Origin of the sequence: Pseudomonas sp. FP1762 (genome assembly GCF_030687105.1) — a bacterium.
GTDB lineage: Bacteria > Pseudomonadota > Gammaproteobacteria > Pseudomonadales > Pseudomonadaceae > Aquipseudomonas > Aquipseudomonas siliginis.
The window spans coordinates 1,888,531-1,907,312 of sequence record NZ_CP117458.1 but is presented as its reverse complement, the minus strand read 5'-3'; the positions used below and the strand labels follow the sequence as shown (position 1 = coordinate 1,907,312).

Below are 18,782 nucleotides of genomic sequence, written 5' to 3'. Positions count from 1 at the left end.
AAAGACTCGATATCGATCGACTGGATGACAATAGAAAAACATGAGTAACAATATGATACATCTCGAAGACTTGATCAAAGACTTCCTCAGCAAAGTTGAAGAAGGAACAACGCTATTACAAGAAAAATTTGGCACTCGAAACATCCTAAGACTTTGGGGAGCGGCAAAATAGAAAGTTGCGGAGAAGTCATCGATGGCGTTGAATATGAACTACACGGCATAGGCTGTGCTATTCATTTTCCCACTGAATCAGTGGATTTCGATTACGGTTCGAATAACAGGATCGATGGTTTTGATGAGTGGCGCCTTTAAATGTACGCCACCGACAGACCTGAAGAGTACAAAAAATACACTGACATAAATTTTCTTGAGAGCGAGTTCAAGTCTTATATAGACTCAGGCAGAATCAAAAAAATATCGCCCTCCGATGACCTCTATGAATTAATCGACCCGCCGGAAAACCTCTGAAAACGAGACTTAAGCGCCTGCTGACTCAGGCCATTATGGCAAAGTCCAACTCATAAAAAACTTCACTGATCACCTCAATCCTCTGAAAGAAAACGAGAGCATGGCTCGCAGATGACTAAGAAATACCCGCGCATATTGTAGAGATCGACCCAATCATCGAAGAAATGGTCCTACTCAGCATCAACGGTGTGACTGTGAGATGCTTCGCAGGCCACTGCCCGTCAGTAATCGAAGTAGGTGAGACCTACTCAGCCGAGTTCGAAATGGTGCTGCCGGACGAAATAGACATCTCAAAATGTGATGGCAGCGAAACACGTGTCAAGATGATTGACAATGGTTTCTCATGCGAGATTTACGGGCGCTTAGAAGGCGATACGCTCAAGTCGTTCGTCGAATTTGCGGATCAAGATATCCACTTCGATTTTCCGCACCTCAATGGTCAGTTTGTAAAAATCAGAGCACAAAGAATCGACGTCTCATTCTGAGGAACAGATTTTCTGTAGGGCCTGCGGAGTCAGGCCCTTAAACCATCATTCAAAACCTCAACCCCACCTCACTGCTCATCCCCATCCTCCTCATACTCCATATCCGCCTCATCCGCATCATTCAACGGCACCGTAGCATCGTCCATCAGCGACCCGGGATCTTCATTCCCCGGATCATTGATAAATGGCAATCCACTCGGGCCTTTCTCTTCTTTGCCTTCAGTTTCAGGAGTCATGGCGCACCTCTTGAGCGTGTGGGATGTATCACTTTCGAAAAGCCCTGCCGCCAATCGTTCCTCTGCCTGACGGCCAGACACAAAAAACCCGGCGCCAGGCCGGGTTTTCGTTGATCAATCAGCGATGTTTATTTTTGTGTTTGTTCTTGTGCTTGTGACCGCCGGAATGAGATCCGCCGTCGTCGTCGCCAAGATTGTTACCTACCGCGCCGCCTGCTGCGCCGCCCAGGCCTGCGCCAATGGCGGAGCCGGTGGAGCCGCCGAGGCTGTTGCCGACGACCGAGCCGCCTGCTGCGCCAAGACCGCCGCCAATCGCGGCTTCGGTGCGGTTGCGTTTGTTCGCGCCGACGGCACTGCCGGCCGCGCCGCCAACACCTGCGCCGACCGCTGCGCCCGTACTGCCGCCAAGTTGTCCGCCAACCACATTACCCAGCGCACCGCCGAGACCACCGCCTACGGCAGCGGTGCCGTCTCCGGCCGCCATCGCGCCCTGCGCCACGACCAAGCCAAAAAACAGTGCAGATAATGACAATCGCATATGAACCTCGCAGTTCCCGAATCGGGACAGTCCGCCCAAGCGGGGCGTATGCAGATTGGAGATGATTTCGGACGAAACGTTCAGCCATGAAAAAGCCCGACATCGAGTCGGGCTTTTTCTGACAGGCCATCAGTCTCAGTGGCGCCTGTGACCTTTGCCCAGGTTGCTGCCGACTGCGCCGCCGGCCGCGCCGCCCAGACCTGCACCGATGGTGGCGCCGTTGCGGCCGCCCAGGCTGTTGCCGATCACCGAACCGCCGGCTGCACCGACACCGCCGCCGATCGCCGCTTTGGTGCGGCTGCCCTTGCGTGCGGCGACGGCACTGCCTGCTGCGCCCGCGACGCCAGCGCCAATGGCGGCACCGGTGCTGCCGCCCATTTTCTGACCGACCACGTTACCCAGCGCGCCACCCAGGCCACCGCCCAGCGCAGCGGTGCCATCACCGGCAGCCATCGCACCTTGAGCAACCAGAAGGCCAAGAACCAGAGCAGGCAGTGTTAAACGCATGACGAAAACCTCAAATAAACGGGATGACGAAAAGGAGCGGGATTTAATGCGCTCGGCCCAGGAAAGTCCAGACGCAGGCGACAGCGTCGTTTGGACCGCGATCAGGGAAAAGGTTTTATGCCGGGCAAAAAAAAGCCCGCTGGGGAGACGGGCTGGAGACTTGCTTTCTAACGGATGGCTTCACACTACGTTGGCCAACGTGAAAAGTTTGTGAAAAAAAACCGACATTAATGTCAATGCTTGCCAGAGATTTCAAACCCCTATTCTTGCGCACATAAAAAACCCCGTTCAGTGACGGGGTGCAGGATGAAATCACTTTCTGGTCCTTGCCGTGACCTTGGGTAGGAATTTCGCTTTCGGCCCTTTGGGGGCTGTGGATTTGATTTTGCCGATGCTCACCGGATCCTCGCCAAACCCCGACTGATACTCCGACTGACCGCAGCGCACACAATTGTTGAATGAAAACTCTGCGCCATCATCTTCGATAAATGGACCTGACATAGACTCTCCCCTACGCAACTGGGTCGACACCGACAAAACAGTTTTGCCTGGAAAATATCGCCCCTCAGCGCTTTTGAGACTAGCTGGTCACTACTGGACTTGCCGTTCAGAAAGACTGATCACCGACGAATGGAAAAAAGCGTCGTGAACGATCATTCGCTAAAGATTTCCATCGAACGGCCGCTGCCCTTACTCCTACAAATGAATCTCAAGGAGAGATCATGCAGATCAATGGATTCCCGAACATGCCAGTCGTAAAACTCACGGACGAGCAGATCGCTGCCGGCAAGGCCGGTGCGGAAAAACTCAAGGAAAAGATCGCCTCGGGTGAAATCACCATCAAATACCCAGACAAACCGCTTCTGCAACCGGGCGTCGTCTACCATCCCAGCGAGCCCGCACCATCGGCGCAGCCTGACGGGACGCCGCCCCTCGTTGCCATCGATACACCGCTGACCTATGACTCAAGAGGCGCTGTGTTGCTCAAGCCACAAGGCTGATTGACGCGAAAAAGCCCATTCGTTGTGCGAGTGGACTTTGCCTTGAACACAATGATCAGCGCAGCTTGACCGCAGTTCCGGTGACGAACACCACGACCATGCCGCCCTTGCCTGCCGGCATGCTGATCTCGAAGTCCACGCCAACCACAGCATCAGCCTGCAATGCCCGCGCTCGATCTTTCAGTTCGTCGGTGGCCTGAATGCGTGCTTCTTTAAGAGCCCGCTCCAACGTCTGCGACCGCCCGCCAAAGAAGTCGCGCATGCCGGCGAACATATCGCGGATCACGTTGACGCCCTGCACAGACTCGGCGCTGACGATGTCCAGATAGGCCGTGATCTGCCGCCCCTCGACGGAATGAGTGGTGGAAATGATCATGAAAGTCGTCCTTTTACTGCAAAAGTGAAGGCGGCGATTGTAGCGCGGCACCAGATCTGGCCCGTGCCTCAATTGGATTTAACGACCCACAATTGATCCAGCTTCGTCGTAAAACTCGAACTCATCATCTCCCGCCGCATGCCCCAGGCCGGATCCGCCGGCACACTCCCCGCTCGCAACGTTCCATGCCCCCAGCGCTGATTGATCTGGTCCAGCACCCCCATCACCTTCTCCGCCGTCTGCGGTTGCGACTGGGCAAACAAGTCTTCGGTAAACTCTCCGGGCTGCCGAAGATCCATCAATAACACTTCAGCCTTGCTGTACTTGAAGCCCGGCCGGAACAATCGATCAACCGCCTCGCTCGCCACCTTGCTCAGCAATCGCACATCATTGGTCGGATAAGGCAACTCGATCAGCGCGCCATTGGCGTACTTCGCCTCTTCCGGATTGAACATGCCGGTGCGGATACTCACGCGGATCTTTTTGCACAGCGAACTCTGCGCACGCAGCTTTTCCGCCGCTCGATGCACATAAGTAGCAACGGCTTCCTTGATCGGCTCGATGGTAGTCAAACGGTTGCCGAACATGCGGCTGCTGCAGATTTCCTGCTTCGGCGGTTCTGTTTCCGACAGTTCCAGACAGGATGTGCCACCCAGTTCGCGCGCGGTCTTCTCGATCACCACGCTGAACTTGCGCCGCAGTGTCCACGGATCGGCCTTCGCCAGGTCCATCGCACTTCTGATTTGCATGCTTTCCAGATGAGCTTTCATCCGCCGTCCGACGCCCCACACTTCACCGACATCGGTATTGCGCAGCACCCAGTCGCGTTTGGACGGATCGCAGATGTCGACCACGCCGCCGGTGTGCGCCTGTAGGCGCTTCGCAGTGTGGTTGGCGAGCTTGGCCAGCGTTTTCGTGGGGGCGATGCCGATGCCGACCGGGATGCCGGTGCGCTTATAAACAGCAGAGCGAATGGTTCGGCCAAAACCTGTCAGGTCCCCAGGAATGCCGCTGAGATCGGCGAACGCCTCATCGATGCTGTAAACCTCGACCGCCGGCACCATGGACTCGATGATCGTCATCACCCGTTCGCTCATGTCGCCGTACAACGCGTAATTACTGCTGAACACCTCGATGCCATGACGGCGAAGATCATCGCGAATCTGAAAATACGGCGCGCCCATTTTCACAAAAGGTTTGGCATCGTAGCTGCGCGCGATCACGCAGCCATCGTTATTGCTCAGCACGACAATCGGCGTCTTCGCCAGATCGGGCCGGAACACTCGCTCACAGCTGGCATAGAAGCTGTTGCAATCGATCAGCGCGAAGACCTGCTCACGATTTGCCATGGTCGCGCACGCTGTAAGTCACCACACCCCAGATCACCAGCTCATCCCCTTCCATCACGTAGCGAGGCGGGTATTTGCTGTTGGCCGAAAGAAGAATGATCGTGTTATCGCGCATGTGCAGGCGCTTACAGACAGGTTCGGAGTTGAGACCGGCGATGACGATATCGCCGTGCTCGGCATTCAGGCTGCGATCAACAATCACCAGATCACCGCAAAATATCCCGGCGTCCTGCATGCTCTCGCCTTCGATCTTCGCCAGATAAACGTGCGGCGCACGAATATCAAAAACCTCGTCCAGAGAGATGTGCTTTTCAATGTGATCAGCCGCCGGCGAAGGAAAACCGGCGGGAATCCGAAACGAATACAGCGCAAGCTGTTCGCCCGCGCCTGACAAAGGGCCGAGGATGGTGACGCTCATGATACGAACCTGATAGTGAGTTTACTGTATGCGCATACAGTAAACTCGGGACGGTTCGGGGGGTCAATGAGGCGTGTAGGAGATTTCGACGGGTGACAGGGTTTTGTACAACTGCTGCCGAAATTGGGTTTCGCGGCTACGCGTGGACTTCACGATCGAGCACGTCTGCAACCCATTGATTGATGCTCTTGTGAGCAAGCTGCGCCTTTACAGCGACAGTCGCATGCAGCGCTGGTGCCAAACGCAGGCTCAGATTTCCCGAATAGGGTTTCTGCGGTTCGCGACCGAGCCTGGCGCAGGTTTCGAGATAATCAGTCACGGCCTCCTGAAACGCGTTTCGCAGTTCTGCCACCGACTCTCCATGGAATCCAACGACGTCCTTGATACCGGCGATGTGGCCGACAAAGAGGCCGTCTTCGTCGCTGTATTCAATCCGGGCGGCATAGCCGTTGTAGTTCATTACATTCACGGGATGACTCCTGCTTGCTCAAGGAAAGCCCGAGCGTCACGCACCTGATAGGGCTTCGCTTCTTTGTCTGGGTGGGGCCGGTGAAACGTCACGACCACACCGTTCAATTCAAAACGCACTCTAGAGCCGCTGCCTTCGATGGTCTGGGCGCCTACTGCGCCGAAGAGGGATTCCATACGAACCCACTCCAAGTTATTTGGGACCGGCCTTGAAAAAATAGCTTTAAGCGTGCCGAGCTGTTTGTTGTTCATGGTATTAGATCATGATACCGCGATAATAGGGCAACTGGGTCAAACCGCAATTACGAGGAGAAAGCCTGCTTTCTGCGGAAAACGTATTTCCTGATGGGATCGCTGCAGACTGGTACTGCATCAGGATAACGAGAGACTCAACGCGCGGTTGTAGGCGAATTCTGCGAGTTGTGTGAGGAAGAGCGACTTTTCCGTTTCCAGCAGGCAGTGCTCTTTTCCGAGTACCAGAATTGGGACACCGCTATATCAGCGCGGATATTCTTGGCGAGAAAAGGTGAAGGGCTCAAGGGAGCTGTGCGCTTGGCGCATCCATCCAAGGCACAAACAAACCGACACTGAGTCGGGTTATTTTTGATATTCACTTTTTGGGCTTTCAGAAACGCAAAACCCCTGAAAACTCTAAGTTTTCAGGGGTTTTGTCGTTTCAAATTTGGCGGTGAAGGAGAGATTCGAACTCTCGATACAGTTTCCTGTATACACACTTTCCAGGCGTGCTCCTTAAGCCACTCGGACACTTCACCGTATCTCTGCAGACATGTTCTGTCTGTCGAGGCGCGCTAATGTAGTCGAAAGCTTTTCCGATGGCAAACTTTTTTTCAGAATTTTCATGCGCTTAAGAGAGGCCGCTGCGTTCAGCCAGAGCGGACGATGGCAAACCCGCCAATCTTGGGTAAACCGTGCGCTTCCTTTTATAGCAGGCAACACGCGCGCAGCGCTGGCCGAAGCGCAAAACGGTGACTGGCAGGTCAGTCACGGCGCTTTACCTGGCCTGCGGCGGTGGGTAACGTCTGCCCATCTTTCTAATAAGGAATAGCGTCATGAGCGAGTTGATTGCCTACCACCTCGAAGACGGTATCGCGACCCTGACCCTGAACAATGGCAAGGTCAACGCGATTTCTCCGGACGTGATTGCGGCGTTTAATGCGGCGCTGGATCAGGCGGTGGCGGATCGCGCCGTGGTGATCATTACCGGGCAGCCGGGGATTCTTTCGGGTGGTTATGACCTGAAGGTGATGACGGCCGGCCCGAAAGAGGCCGTTGCGCTGGTGACAGCCGGTTCGACCTTGGCGCGCCGCCTGCTCTCTCACCCGTTCCCGGTGATCGTTGCTTGCCCGGGGCACGCCGTGGCCAAGGGTGCTTTCCTGCTGTTGTCCGCCGATTACCGCATCGGTGTCGACGGCCCGTTCAGCATCGGTCTGAACGAAGTGCAGATCGGCATGACCATGCACCATGCCGGTATCGAGCTGGCACGCGACCGCTTGCGGCGTTCGGCTTTCCATCGCTCGGTAATCAATGGCGAGATGTTCGATCCGCAAAGTGCCGTTGATGCAGGCTTCCTCGACAAAGTCGTCACTGCCGAAGAATTGCAGGGCGCCGCGCTGGCTGCCGCGCGTCAGTTGAAGAAGATCAACATGCTGGCGCACAAGAACACCAAGCTCAAAGTGCGCAAGCAACTGCTGGAAACCCTCGACGACGCGATCCTGCAGGATCAGCAACATCTGGGCTGACTCGTCCAAAATCTGCCGGTAAGAGAATAGCCCGACCTTGGTCGGGCTTTTTCTTACGTTCAGCGTTGAAGATTCGCTGAAAGCTCTAGGACGCGCCTGACAGGCAATGCTGAAACATGCGCTTAAACATCGGCCATCTCCGGACTCTATAGCGGCAATTGCCGAAAACAGTGCACATCCGTACACTGCGCCACCTTTTGTCCCGGTGGGCCTGCAAAAATGCTGTTTGTGTTTCGTATGTTGTTGATGGGCCTGCACTTTATTCTGGCCGGCGTGCTGGGCGTGATCCTTGGATTGTGCCGCCCGTTCAACCCGGACAACAGCCGACTCTGCGCCCGCCTCTACGCTTTGCCGGCGATGTGTATCTTGCGTTTGCGGGTCAGGTCCGAGGTCAACGGCTTGATGAACAAGCCCGACAGTTGCGTAATCATTGCCAACCATCAGTCCAACTACGATCTGTTCGTGTTCGGCAATGTCGTCCCTCGTCGCACCGTTTGTATCGGCAAGAAGAGCCTGAAGTGGGTGCCGTTGTTCGGCCAGTTGTTCTGGCTGGCCGGCAATGTGTTGATCGACCGTGGCAATGCGCACAAGGCGCGGCAGTCGATGCTGACGACGACCCACACCTTGCAGAACGAAGACACCTCGATCTGGGTGTTTCCGGAGGGCACCCGCAACCTCGGTGAAGATCTATTGCCGTTCAAGAAAGGCGCGTTCCAGATGGCGATTGCTGCCGGCGTGCCGATCGTTCCGGTGTGCGTGAGCAGCTATATAAAGCACATGCGCCTGAATCGCTGGCGCAGTGGCAACGTTCTCATACGTTCCTTGCCGGCGATTCCTACAGTCGGATTGACCATGGACGACATGCCCATGCTGATCGAGCGATGCCGCGAGCAGATGCGCGAGTGCATCGAATCGATGGATCGGCAACTGCAAGCCGCGTGAAACCAAACCCGCCCCGTGCGGGTTTTCTTTTGCCGGGTGAACTGTAGAAGTTTCACTGACTCTCAAGCAGCGACACGGCTAAGCTGAAGCCTAGTTTCCCTGCCATCTGCCAAGAAGAAGTGAATCACCACCATGGGTCGAGTTGTTGCTGCTGCGGTGTACAGCGAGGGTAAGAAAGTCTCCAATATTTCGCTGGACGAAGGTGCTGCCTGGGCCGCCAAACCCGGCCACTTCGTCTGGATCGGTCTGGAAGAACCGGACGCACAGGAATTATCCAACCTGCAACGACAGTTCAACCTGCATGAACTGGCCATCGAAGACGCGCTGGAAAAACACAGCCGACCAAAACTGGAAACCTTTGGTGACGCTCTGTTTATCGTCACCTACTCACCGGTTCGCGAAAACGGCGTTTTGCAATTCATCGAAACGCATATCTTCGCCGGCAGGGGCTACATCATTACCGCACGCAACGGCCATTCCGCGTCGTACGCCTATGTGCGTCAACGCTGTGAAGCACGTCCGCTGTTGCTCGAGCACGGAGAGGATTTCGTCCTCTATGCGCTGCTCGATTTCGTCATCGAAAACTATCAGCCGGTGGGCGAAGCGATCCACGCCGAGATCGATGAGCTGGAGCGCAACGTGCTGTGCAGCGCCCTCAACGAGCGCGACATCCAGAAGCTGCACGGTCTGCGCCGCGATGTGGTGCGCTTGCGTCGGTACGCGGCACCGATGGTGGAGATCGGCGAGGAGCTGCAAAAGCTCAGTTTCCCGTTCATCGACAAGAACATGCGCCCGTACTTTCGCGATGTGCAGATTCACGTAACGCGGCAGATGGAAGACCTGACCACGCTGGCGGACATTGCCAGCCAGACCATCGAGATTGGCGTGCTGCTTGAGGCATCACGGCAGAGCGTGGTGCAGCGCAAGTTTGCAGCGTGGGCGGCGATTCTGGCGTTCCCGACTGCGGTAGCAGGGATCTACGGGATGAATTTCCAGAACATGCCCGAGTTGACCTGGCACTACGGTTATTTTGCAGTGCTGGGGTTTATTGCGGTGGGGTGTGTGAGTTTGTGGGCGAGTTTCAAGCGGTCCGGGTGGCTGTAGCCGGGACCGCGTTGCCCCGGAGATTCGCGAGCAGGCTCGCTCCCACAGGGATTGTGGGAGCAGGGACTTTTAGTGTTGAGCAGCTTCTGGCTTGTGCGCCACGAACCGCATCATCCACTCCGCAACCGTAGCGCCATGATGTTCCTGCTCAAGGCTGGCCATGCCTTTGCTGTAAATCTGCGAGCCCAGAGCTTCCTGGCGCAGATCGAGCAGCGCCCGCGAGTAATCGTGAATGAATTCCGGGTGACCCTGGAAGCACAGCACTTGATCGTTGATGTGATACGCCGCGAACGGGCAGAAATCGCTGGAGGCGATGACCGTGGCGTTTTCCGGAAGCTCGGTTACCTGATCCTGATGACTGATCAGCAGTGTCAGCTCTTCGCGCACCGGGCTCATCCACGGCGCCTTAGCTGCCAGCTGATAGCTGTGAGTGCCGACGCCCCAGCCTTGGGACGCACGCTCACTCTTGCCACCAAGCAGTAGCGCCAGCAATTGATGGCCGAAGCACACGCCGAGCAATTTGTCGCCGCGTTCGTAGCGGTTCAAAAGGTAGGTCTTGAGGGTCTGGATCCACGGATCCGTGCCGAACGAATCGGCCTTGCTGCCAGTGACCAGGTACGCATCGAAAGTCTCGTCGTCACTTGGGTAATCCCCTTTCACCACGTTATAGACAGTGAAATCAGCGGCGATCGGTTGCTGCGAGAACAGGCGCTGGAACATCTGCCCATAGCCCTGATATTGGTCAATCAATTCGGGCCGCAGGATGTCGGTTTCGAGAATGCAGATGCGCAGCGACATAAAAAATACCTGACACGTGATGGGAATAATGAACACCCCAGAGCCTGCCTTGAAACACGTGGCCAAGGCAAGCCCCGAAATGCTCGCTGGCCCTAGAACATTTCACCTTTCGCCGCTTTGTCCAGCAGCAGCGCTGGAGGCGTAAAGCGCTCGCCGTATTGCTCGGCCAGATACTGCGCGCGGGCGATGAAGTCCTCCAGGCCATACTGGTTGATGAACTGCAGCGCCCCGCCGGTCCACGCGGCGAAACCGATGCCGAAGATAGAACCGACGTTGGCATCCGCCGTCGAGGTGAGCACGCCCTCCTCCACGCAACGCACGGTTTCGATGGCCTGCACAAACAACAGCCGATCACGCACATCCTTCGCAGAGATCTGTCCGTCGGCCTTCTCGAAGCGCGTTTTCAGCTCCGCCCACAACTGCTTCTGCGAGCCCGCTGGATACTCATAAAAACCGCCTCCGCCAGCTTTGCCCGGTCGCTTGAATTCATTGAGCATCAAGTCAATCACGGCGAAGGCCGGGTGCTCAATCAGCGGTTTGCCTTCAGCCTGTAGGTCCTTGGCCGTCTGCTGACGGATATGGCTCATCAGGCTGAGGGAAACTTCATCGGAGATGGCCAGCGGCCCGACCGGCATCCCGGCCTTGCGCGCTTCGGTCTCGATCATCGGCGCACTGACACCCTCGCCGAGCATGGCGATGCCCTCGTTGGTGAACGTGCCGAAAACCCGCGAGGTGAAGAAGCCGCGACTGTCATTGACCACGATCGGAGTTTTCTTGATTTGCAGAACGAAGTCGAAACCGCGAGCGAGAGTTTCGTCGCTGGTCTGCGCGCCCTTGATGATTTCCACCAGCGGCATTTTTTCCACCGGACTGAAGAAATGCAGGCCGATGAATTTGCTTTGATCGGGCACGGCCGTCGCCAGGCCGGTGATCGGCAGGGTCGATGTGTTGGAGGCGATGACAGCGTCGCCACCCACCACCTGTTGCGCGGCGGCAGATACCTTGGCCTTGAGCTGGCGATCCTCGAACACCGCTTCGATGATCAGATCGCAACCGGCCAGATCGCCATCGCTTTCGCTCGCAACGATGCGCGCCAGCACCGCCTCGCGCTGTTCGACAGTCAGCTGGCCACGGGCAACTTTTTTATCCAGCAGCGCCGCGGAATGCGCCTTACCTTTCTCGGCAGCAGCGAGATTGATGTCCTTCAGGACGACTTCGATACCGGCCGAGGCGCTGACAAACGCGATGCCCGCGCCCATCATTCCGGCGCCGAGCACGCCGACTTTCCGGGTTTTATAGGGCGCAAAACCTTGCGGTCTGGAACCGCCGGCGTTGATTTCGTTCAACTGGAACCAGAACGTGCCGATCAGGTTTTTCGAAATCTGCCCGGTCGTCAGCTCGGTGAAGTAGCGGGTTTCGATCAGGTGCGCGGTGTCGAAATCGACCTGAGCGCCCTCCACCGCCGCGCATAGAATCTTCTCCGGCGCCGGCAGGGTGCCTTGAGTTTTCGCGCGCAGGATCGACGGCGCAATCGCCAGCATCTGCGCCACTTTCGGGCTCGATGGCGTGCCGCCAGGAATCTGGTAGCCCTTCACGTCCCAGCGCTGCACTGCCGTCGGATTGGCGAGAATCCACGCGCGCGCCTTGGCCAGCAGCTCATCGCGATTCGCTGCCAGTTCATCAATCAGCCCGGCCTGCAACGCCTGTTGCGGGCGCACCTTCTTGCCTTCAAGCAAGTACGGCAGGGCTTTTTCGATACCGAGCATGCGCACCATGCGCACCACCCCGCCGCCGCCCGGCAACAGGCCCAGCGTCACCTCCGGCAAACCGAGTTGCACCGAGGCATCATCCACAGCGATGCGATGGTGACAGGCCAGACAGATCTCCCAGCCGCCGCCCAACGCAGCGCCGTTGATCGCCGCGACCACCGGTTTGCCGAGGGTTTCCAGGCTGCGCAATTGCGCCTTGAGGGTCAGCACCATGTCGTAGAAAGCTTTGGCTTCGGGTTTGCCGACCTTGATCAATTCATTGAGGTCGCCGCCGGCAAAAAAGGTTTTCTTCGCGGAGGTGATGATCACTCCGGCAATGCTGTCTTTCTCTCCCAGCAAGCGGGTAACGCAAGCGGCCATGGCCTCGCGGTACACGGCGTTCATTGTGTTGGCGCTCAGGCCCGGCATGTCCATGGTCAGCACGACGATACCGTCCTGGCCTTTTTCGTAACGAATGGCTTCGCTCATAACAGGGTTCCTTGAAGTCGGGGCTCAGAGGCGTTCGATGATGGTGGCAATGCCCATGCCGCCGCCGACACATAGCGTCGCCAGGCCGTAGCGCAGATGCCGCGCTTCCAGTTCATCAAGCAGGGTGCCGAGGATCGCGCAACCGGTGGCGCCCAGCGGGTGACCCATCGCGATCGAGCCGCCGTTGACGTTGACCTTGCCGGGATCGACGGCCATGTCCTTGATGAATTTCAACACCACCGAAGCAAACGCTTCGTTGACCTCGAACAGATCGATGTCCTCCACCCGCAGTCCGGCCTTGGCCAGCGCTTTGCGAGTCGCCGGCGCTGGGCCGGTGAGCATGATGGTCGGATCTGTGCTGGTGACGGCCGTGGCGACGATACGCGCACGAGGCTGCAGCCCCAACGCGCGGCCCTTGGCTTCGGAGCCGATGAGCATCAGCGCCGCACCGTCGACAATTCCGGAACTGTTGCCCGGCGTGTGCACATGGTTGATCCGCTCGACATGGCTGTAGACCCGCAACGCCGTGGCGTCAAAGCCCATTTGCCCGATCATTTCGAAACTCGGCTTGAGCTTGCCCAGGCCCTCGAGGGTAGACTCGGCGCGGATGAACTCATCGTGGTCAAGCAGGATGATGCCGTTCTGATCCTGCACCGGCACCAGCGACTTGTTGAACGAGCCGTCGGCCCGCGCTCGTGCGGCTTTTTGCTGGGAGTGCAGTGCGTAGGCATCGACATCCTGCCGGCTGAAGCCTTCGAGGGTGGCGATCAGATCGGCGCCGACGCCTTGCGGGGTGAAATGGCTGTGCAGGTTGGTCTGCGGGTCCAGTGCCCAGGCGCCGCCATCGCTGCCCATCGGCACCCGCGACATCGACTCGACGCCGCCGACCACCACCAGATCCTCGAATCCTGAGCGCACTTTCATCGCGCCAAGATTCACCGCTTCCAGACCCGAAGCGCAGAAACGGTTGATCTGCACACCGGCGACGCTGACGTCCCAGTCGGCCACTTGCACCGCCGTCTTGGCGATGTCCGAACCTTGATCGCCGATCGGCGTGACGCAGCCGAGGACGACGTCATCGACCTGACTGGTATCCAGCGCGGTGCGCGCCTGCAAAGCGCTCAGCAAACCGGCCACCAGGTTGACCGGCTTCACGCTGTGCAGCGCGCCATCGGCCTTGCCTCTGCCACGCGGAGTGCGTAACGCATCGAAAATCAAAGCTTCAGTCATGACGTCCTCGAACCTGATTTATTGTCACTTCACTTTCGCCCTGCGCCGACTGGCAAGCAATGACCACATTGCTCAAAGCGCTTGACGCACACGCTCAGACGGACGGTCATCGGACCTCAGGTGAACCGGTTCAGGTCGTCGAGTTGTCTAGCCAGCGGGCGGCAAAGAAGCTGGCAATACGCCTCATGCCGTTTTAAAAGCTTTTTTCAAGATCCCCATATGAAATGGATCTAAGCGAAGGGTGACGCGGGCTCTAAGGTGAACATGTACGCCATCGTCGTCGGGTTTTGCCGAGACGGGCGTGCTTCAACAGGAAGTGCACCGCGTGCCGTCAGGGAAATGCAGTCAGGCACGCATCAGGAAATAACAATAAAGGCGGTCAAGCCATGTTCAAACAACCGAAAGTACGTCAAGCAGGACTTATTCTTTTCGCCACGACGCTGTTGTTGATCTTGCCGAATCTGACCAAGGTCATCGGCTGATTCAAACGTCGCGTGCTGTATGTCGCCATTGAAAATGTGACTGGCCCGCTACCCGGGCCAGCGCGGTTGTGCCAACCTTTGCGCACTACCACGACATGGACGGCGATCATTTGAAAACCCTCATTGCGCTCGGTGCCTTGCTACTGAGCTTGCCCTTGGCTGCCGCACAACTGGATCTGCAGTTGGGCGCAAACAGCCGCACCTGGCAGACCGAAGAGCTGCTCAAACACCCTCAGTTGCAAACTCTCACGATCAACAATGATGTTTCCTACAAGAAGGACATGACCTATCAGGCCGTGCCGCTGGCCGCATTGCTGACGGGGGTCAAGCCGGGGGATCACTTGCAGGCGGTGGCGCTGGATGGCTTTGCCGCAGAGCTGGCTGCTGCACCCTTGCTGAACAAGGACGGCGCACGAGCATGGCTGGCAATCGAGGACCCGGCGCGGCCGTGGCCACCGCTGTCAGCCGGCAAGCACAGCGCCGGGCCGTTCTATCTGGTCTGGACCGATCCGCAGGCCGGCAATATCAGCCCCGAACAGTGGCCGTTCGAAGTCGCCAGTATCAAGCTGATGGCGCCAGTGGCCCAACGCTTCCCTGCCCTACTGCCCGATCCTGCCTTGAAGGCCGATGATCCGGTGAACAAGGGTTTTGCCCTGTTTCAGAAAAACTGCCTGGCCTGTCACCGGTTGAATGGTGCCGGAGACGCGCAGTTCGGTCCGGATCTGAATATTCCGTATAGCCCGACCGAGTATTTTGGGGCGGATTTCTTGAAGCGCTACATCCGCGATCCCCAGAGTTTGCGTCAGTGGCCGCAGGCGAAGATGCCGGGGTTTTCCGCGCAGGTGTTGCCGGATGGAGACCTGGAAATGCTGGTGGGCTATCTCAAGCACATGGCCGGCCGCAAAGCCAAACCCTGATGCAGTCCCCTTGTTGGAGCGAGCCTGCTCGCGAAGGCGGAGTGTCAGTCGCTGATGGCTGGCTGATGAACCGCTTTCGCGAGCAGGCTCGCTCCCACAGGGCTTTGCGTGCGTCGAGCTATTGTTGCTGCACGGAAATAACCGGTGTCGGCGAGACGAACACCTTCGCATGCATCTGCTCGAAGCCACCGCCCCGGCGCATGCCACGGACCGGGCAGGCATCGAGATAATCCAGGCCCACCGCCAGCTTCAGGTGTCGCTCCGGGCGCGCCAGTTGGTTGGTCACGTCGAAGCTGTACCACGCGTCATCCAGCCACGCTTCTGCCCAGGCATGACTGGCCAGATGCTCGCAATCTTCGCTGTACAGATAACCCGACACGTAACGCGACGGCACGCCGAGACTGCGCGCGCAGGCTAGAAAGGCGTGGGCATGATCCTGACAGACCCCGGCCCGACCGGCGAAAGCTTCGGCGGCGCTGGTGTCGACTTCGGTGGAGCCCGGCGTGTAGCTCATGTGCTGATTCAGACCGTGCATCAAGTCGATCAGCGCGGTGCGGTCTCGCCGCTGCTTGCAGTTCTTCGCGGCAAACTCGCGCAAGGCTTCGTCGGCTTCGGTCAGGCGCGTGAAGCGCAGGAACGGCAGCGCTGACTGGCTCTCATGTTCGGCCTCGCGCAATTCGTCGATATCGACCTGCCCCCGGGCGCCAATGATGATCGCTTCGTGGGGCTCGTCCATGGTCAGCACATGCAGGATGTTGCCGAACGGATCGAGCTGCGCACGCACCGGACGCGGCAAGTCGAGTTGCCAACTGAGGACATGCTGACGCTCGCTGTCGTGGGGTGTCAGGCGCAGGTACTGGATGCTCGCGCGCACCTGATCTTCGTAGTGATAGGTGGTCTCGTGGCTTATGGAAAGTCTCATGCAGCCTCCAGGTAGGAACTGTGAATGGCGTTGCCCAACTGGCGCACCAGCGGGATGAATTCGGTCAGCCAGGCGTGCAGGCCTTCTTCGAGAATTTCGTTGATGCCGGTGTAACGCAGGCGCGCGTCCATTTCCGCCGCCAGGCGTTGTGCCGGTCGGCCGTTGGCGCCTGGCAGTTGCGCGAGGATCTGGTCGATCTCTTCGGTACAGGCACGCAGCGAACGCGGCACATCGGCGCGTAACAGCAGCAGTTCGGCGACATGCCGGGCGCCGGGCGCGTCGCGGTAGATTTCGGTGTAGGCCTCGAATGAGGACAAGGCGCGCAGCAGCGCACTCCATTGGTAATAGGCGTGCGCCGTGCCGTCGCTGACTGCTTCGGCCTGATCGCCGGCCATTTCGTAACGGGCATCAAGCAGGCGCAGCGTGTTGTCCGCGCGCTCGATAAACGTGCCCAGACGAATAAAGCGAAACGCGTCGTTGCGCATGATCGTGCCGTATGAGGCGCCACGAAACAGGTGCGAACGTTCCTTGATCCATTCGCAAAACCGGCTCATGCCATAACGACTCAGGCCCTGCTCGGCGATGCCACGAATTTCCAGCCAGGTCGCATTGATGTTTTCCCACATGTCGGCAGTGATTCGCCCGCGCACGGCATGGGCACTGGCCCGCGCTGCACCAAGGCAGCTGTAGATACTGGCCGGGTTGGCCGCATCCAGTGCGAAGAAATGCAGCAGGCGCTCTGCGTGCAGGTCGCCGTGGCGTTCAAGGTAATCGTCCAAGGTGCCGGTGATCAGCAACGGCATGGCGAGTTCGTGCAGACCGTCGCCGCGCCCGTCCTGCGGCATCAGCGACAGCGAATAACTGATGTCGAGCATGCGCGCGAGATTCTCCGCACGCTCCAGGTAACGCGACATCCAGTACAGATCCGAGGCAGTTCTACTTAACATGGCAAGCTTCCTTCAATCCTCGACTACCCAGGTGTCCTTGGTCCCGCCGCCCTGGGAGGAGTTCACCACCAGGGAGCCTTCACGCAACGCGACACGGGTCAAACCGCCAGGCACCACACGGGTTTCGCGGCCGGACAGCACGAACGGACGCAAGTCGATATGGCGCGGCGCGATGCCGTTTTCGACAAAGGTCGGACAGGTCGACAGCGACAGCGTCGGCTGCGCAATGTAGGCATGGGGTTTGGCTTTGATGCGCTCGCGAAAGGCATCGATTTCCGCCGTCGTCGCGGCCGGTCCGACCAGCATCCCGTAACCGCCGGAGCCCTGGGTTTCCTTGACGACCAAATCCGCAAGATTGGCCAGTACGTGGGACAGCTCGGACGGGTTGCGGCATTGCCAGGTCGGCACGTTTTTCAGGATCGGCTCTTCGTCGAGGTAAAAACGGATCATGTCGGTGACAAACGGGTAAACCGATTTATCGTCCGCGACCCCGGTGCCGATGGCATTGGCCAGCACCACATTGCCGGAACGATAGGACGACAGCAGCCCCGGCACGCCGAGCATCGAGTCCGGGTTGAACGCCAGCGGATCAAGGAACGCGTCGTCGAGGCGGCGATAGATCACGTCGACCGCTTTCGGGCCATCGGTGGTGCGCATGAATACCTTGTCGTCACGCACGAACAGATCTGCGCCTTCCACCAGTTCAACGCCCATCTCCCGCGCCAGAAACGCATGTTCGAAGAACGCGCTGTTGAAGCGTCCCGGCGTCAACACCACCACGCTCGGGTTGTCGATCGGGCTTGAGCTTTTCAGGGTGTCGAGCAGCAGATTGGGATAGTGATCGATCGGGGCGATGCGCTGGGCGGAGAACAGTTCGGGGAACAGACGCATCATCATCTTGCGGTCTTCGAGCATGTAGCTGACGCCGCTGGGTGTGCGCAGGTTGTCTTCGAGGACGTAATAAGTGCCATCGCCATCGCGTACCAGATCGACGCCGGAGATATGCGAGTAGATGTCGCGGTGCAGATCCAGGCCCTGCATTGCCAACTGGTATTGCTCGTTGGCCAGCACCTGTTCGGCGGGAATAATCCCGGCCTTGATGATGCGCTGCTCGTGGTAGAGGTCGGCGAGAAACATGTTCAACGCCTTGACCCGCTGGATGCAGCCGCGCTCGACAATCCGCCATTCACTGGCGGGGATGCTACGGGGAATGGTATCGAACGGAATCAGGCGCTCGGTGCCCTGCTCGTCGCCATAGAGCGTGAAGGTGATCCCGGCCCGGTGAAACAACAGATCGGCCTCGCGGCGGCGCTGCGCGAGCAGCTCGTCGGGCGTCTCGGCCAGCCAGCGGGCAAATTCCCGGTAATGCGGGCGGACCAGGCCGCCGGCATCGTACATCTCGTCAAAATAGGTGCGGATCATGCCGTACTCCTTGTCACTCCGGACATACAGGCCTTCGCAAGGCCCGTGCCATCGGCATAAACGCTTTGATTTCAATCGGTTGTAGATCCACGCCGAACGCTGCGCACCATTCCTGTGCGGCAAATGCCCCGGCCCGATTGCTCCCGCTTCATTGCGACGCACTGCATCGCCTATC

21 protein-coding genes and 1 tRNA gene are annotated in these 18,782 nt (G+C 58.2%); 6 read left to right on the top strand and 16 right to left on the bottom strand.

The genetic code is table 11. The annotated features are described in order from the left end of the window. The first annotated feature begins 731 nt into the window (after nt 1-731). Nucleotides 732-953, top strand: a complete 222-nt coding sequence (locus PSH90_RS08485; protein ID WP_305382516.1) for a hypothetical protein — start codon at nt 732-734, stop codon at nt 951-953. Between the two features lie 68 nt (nt 954-1,021). Here the strand turns inward: PSH90_RS08485 and PSH90_RS08480 are convergent, their stop codons facing one another. The 4 genes from PSH90_RS08480 to PSH90_RS08465 all read right to left on the bottom strand — a co-directional run bounded on the left by PSH90_RS08480 (nt 1,022) and on the right by PSH90_RS08465 (nt 2,735). Further along, nucleotides 1,022-1,189, bottom strand: coding sequence for a hypothetical protein (locus PSH90_RS08480; RefSeq protein WP_016773805.1), 168 nt, complete (start codon nt 1,187-1,189; stop codon nt 1,022-1,024). Nucleotides 1,190-1,307: 118 nt separating this feature from the next. Beyond that, the gene (locus tag PSH90_RS08475) at nt 1,308-1,727 is read right to left on the bottom strand and encodes a YMGG-like glycine zipper-containing protein (RefSeq protein WP_024012287.1); all 420 of its coding nucleotides are present in this window, start codon (nt 1,725-1,727) and stop codon (nt 1,308-1,310) included. A gap of 135 nt (nt 1,728-1,862) precedes the next feature. After that, nucleotides 1,863-2,234 carry a bacteriocin gene (locus PSH90_RS08470; protein WP_252869068.1) on the bottom strand — a complete coding sequence of 124 codons (372 nt, stop codon included), beginning with the start codon at nt 2,232-2,234 and terminating at the stop codon, nt 1,863-1,865. Between the two features lie 312 nt (nt 2,235-2,546). Further along, complete coding sequence (locus tag PSH90_RS08465; RefSeq protein WP_024012286.1) at nt 2,547-2,735, bottom strand: hypothetical protein; 189 nt, start codon at nt 2,733-2,735, stop codon at nt 2,547-2,549. 221 nt (nt 2,736-2,956) lie between these two features. On the opposite strand from PSH90_RS08465, the gene PSH90_RS08460 reads away from it, so the two are divergent. Then, nucleotides 2,957-3,235 (top strand): hypothetical protein, encoded by a 279-nt coding sequence (locus tag PSH90_RS08460; RefSeq protein ID WP_056784095.1) that lies wholly within the window; start codon nt 2,957-2,959, stop codon nt 3,233-3,235. Between the two features lie 55 nt (nt 3,236-3,290). On the opposite strand, the gene PSH90_RS08455 is transcribed toward PSH90_RS08460, so the two are convergent. From PSH90_RS08455 to PSH90_RS08430, 6 genes are all read right to left on the bottom strand, one after another. Next, complete coding sequence (locus tag PSH90_RS08455) at nt 3,291-3,611, bottom strand: YbjQ family protein (RefSeq protein ID WP_016773801.1); 321 nt, start codon at nt 3,609-3,611, stop codon at nt 3,291-3,293. A 68-nt stretch (nt 3,612-3,679) separates the two neighbouring features. Then, nucleotides 3,680-4,960, bottom strand: a complete 1,281-nt coding sequence (locus PSH90_RS08450; RefSeq protein ID WP_305382514.1) for a Y-family DNA polymerase — start codon at nt 4,958-4,960, stop codon at nt 3,680-3,682. Further along, nucleotides 4,947-5,378: a LexA family transcriptional regulator gene (locus PSH90_RS08445; protein WP_041479371.1), complete on the bottom strand. Its 432-nt coding sequence runs from the start codon at nt 5,376-5,378 to the stop codon at nt 4,947-4,949. The genes PSH90_RS08450 and PSH90_RS08445 overlap by 14 nt, the downstream gene beginning before the upstream one ends. 136 nt (nt 5,379-5,514) lie before the next feature. Then, nucleotides 5,515-5,847: a type II toxin-antitoxin system HicB family antitoxin gene (locus tag PSH90_RS08440; RefSeq protein WP_256811932.1), complete on the bottom strand. Its 333-nt coding sequence runs from the start codon at nt 5,845-5,847 to the stop codon at nt 5,515-5,517. Then, nucleotides 5,844-6,098, bottom strand: coding sequence for a type II toxin-antitoxin system HicA family toxin (locus tag PSH90_RS08435; protein WP_256811930.1), 255 nt, complete (start codon nt 6,096-6,098; stop codon nt 5,844-5,846). Before PSH90_RS08435 ends, PSH90_RS08440 begins: the two co-directional genes overlap by 4 nt. 431 nt (nt 6,099-6,529) lie before the next feature. After that, nucleotides 6,530-6,619: transfer RNA gene (locus PSH90_RS08430), tRNA-Ser, on the bottom strand. 297 nt (nt 6,620-6,916) lie between these two features. On the opposite strand from PSH90_RS08430, the gene PSH90_RS08425 reads away from it, so the two are divergent. From PSH90_RS08425 to PSH90_RS08415, 3 genes are all read left to right on the top strand, one after another. Next, a complete protein-coding gene (locus PSH90_RS08425) occupies nt 6,917-7,606 on the top strand; it encodes a crotonase/enoyl-CoA hydratase family protein (RefSeq protein ID WP_076566844.1) in 690 nt (229 codons plus the stop codon). A 219-nt stretch (nt 7,607-7,825) separates the two neighbouring features. Next, nucleotides 7,826-8,548, top strand: coding sequence for a 1-acylglycerol-3-phosphate O-acyltransferase (locus tag PSH90_RS08420; RefSeq protein WP_024012238.1), 723 nt, complete (start codon nt 7,826-7,828; stop codon nt 8,546-8,548). A gap of 132 nt (nt 8,549-8,680) precedes the next feature. Continuing rightward, nucleotides 8,681-9,652 (top strand): magnesium and cobalt transport protein CorA, encoded by a 972-nt coding sequence (locus PSH90_RS08415; protein WP_041479369.1) that lies wholly within the window; start codon nt 8,681-8,683, stop codon nt 9,650-9,652. Between the two features lie 69 nt (nt 9,653-9,721). On the opposite strand, the gene PSH90_RS08410 is transcribed toward PSH90_RS08415, so the two are convergent. The 3 genes from PSH90_RS08410 to PSH90_RS08400 all read right to left on the bottom strand — a co-directional run bounded on the left by PSH90_RS08410 (nt 9,722) and on the right by PSH90_RS08400 (nt 13,917). After that, complete coding sequence (locus PSH90_RS08410; protein ID WP_305382513.1) at nt 9,722-10,450, bottom strand: amidotransferase; 729 nt, start codon at nt 10,448-10,450, stop codon at nt 9,722-9,724. Nucleotides 10,451-10,542: 92 nt separating this feature from the next. After that, complete coding sequence (locus PSH90_RS08405; protein WP_305382512.1) at nt 10,543-12,687, bottom strand: 3-hydroxyacyl-CoA dehydrogenase NAD-binding domain-containing protein; 2,145 nt, start codon at nt 12,685-12,687, stop codon at nt 10,543-10,545. A gap of 24 nt (nt 12,688-12,711) precedes the next feature. Continuing rightward, entirely contained in the window at nt 12,712-13,917 is a 1,206-nt protein-coding gene (locus tag PSH90_RS08400; protein ID WP_305382509.1) for an acetyl-CoA C-acetyltransferase, read from the bottom strand. Nucleotides 13,918-14,494: 577 nt separating this feature from the next. Here PSH90_RS08400 and PSH90_RS08395 point away from each other — a divergent pair. Then, nucleotides 14,495-15,316 (top strand): cytochrome c, encoded by an 822-nt coding sequence (locus PSH90_RS08395; RefSeq protein ID WP_305383114.1) that lies wholly within the window; start codon nt 14,495-14,497, stop codon nt 15,314-15,316. A gap of 118 nt (nt 15,317-15,434) precedes the next feature. On the opposite strand, the gene PSH90_RS08390 is transcribed toward PSH90_RS08395, so the two are convergent. The 3 genes from PSH90_RS08390 to PSH90_RS08380 are packed head-to-tail and all read right to left on the bottom strand — an operon-like array spanning nt 15,435 to nt 18,607. Further along, on the bottom strand, nt 15,435-16,238 hold the full coding sequence (locus PSH90_RS08390; protein WP_305382508.1) for a transglutaminase family protein: 804 nt from the start codon (nt 16,236-16,238) through the stop codon (nt 15,435-15,437). Next, nucleotides 16,235-17,185, bottom strand: coding sequence for an alpha-E domain-containing protein (locus PSH90_RS08385; protein WP_016773788.1), 951 nt, complete (start codon nt 17,183-17,185; stop codon nt 16,235-16,237). Before PSH90_RS08385 ends, PSH90_RS08390 begins: the two co-directional genes overlap by 4 nt. Before the next feature lie 12 nt (nt 17,186-17,197). Beyond that, nucleotides 17,198-18,607, bottom strand: coding sequence for a circularly permuted type 2 ATP-grasp protein (locus PSH90_RS08380; protein ID WP_056784066.1), 1,410 nt, complete (start codon nt 18,605-18,607; stop codon nt 17,198-17,200). Nucleotides 18,608-18,782 lie beyond the last annotated feature (175 nt).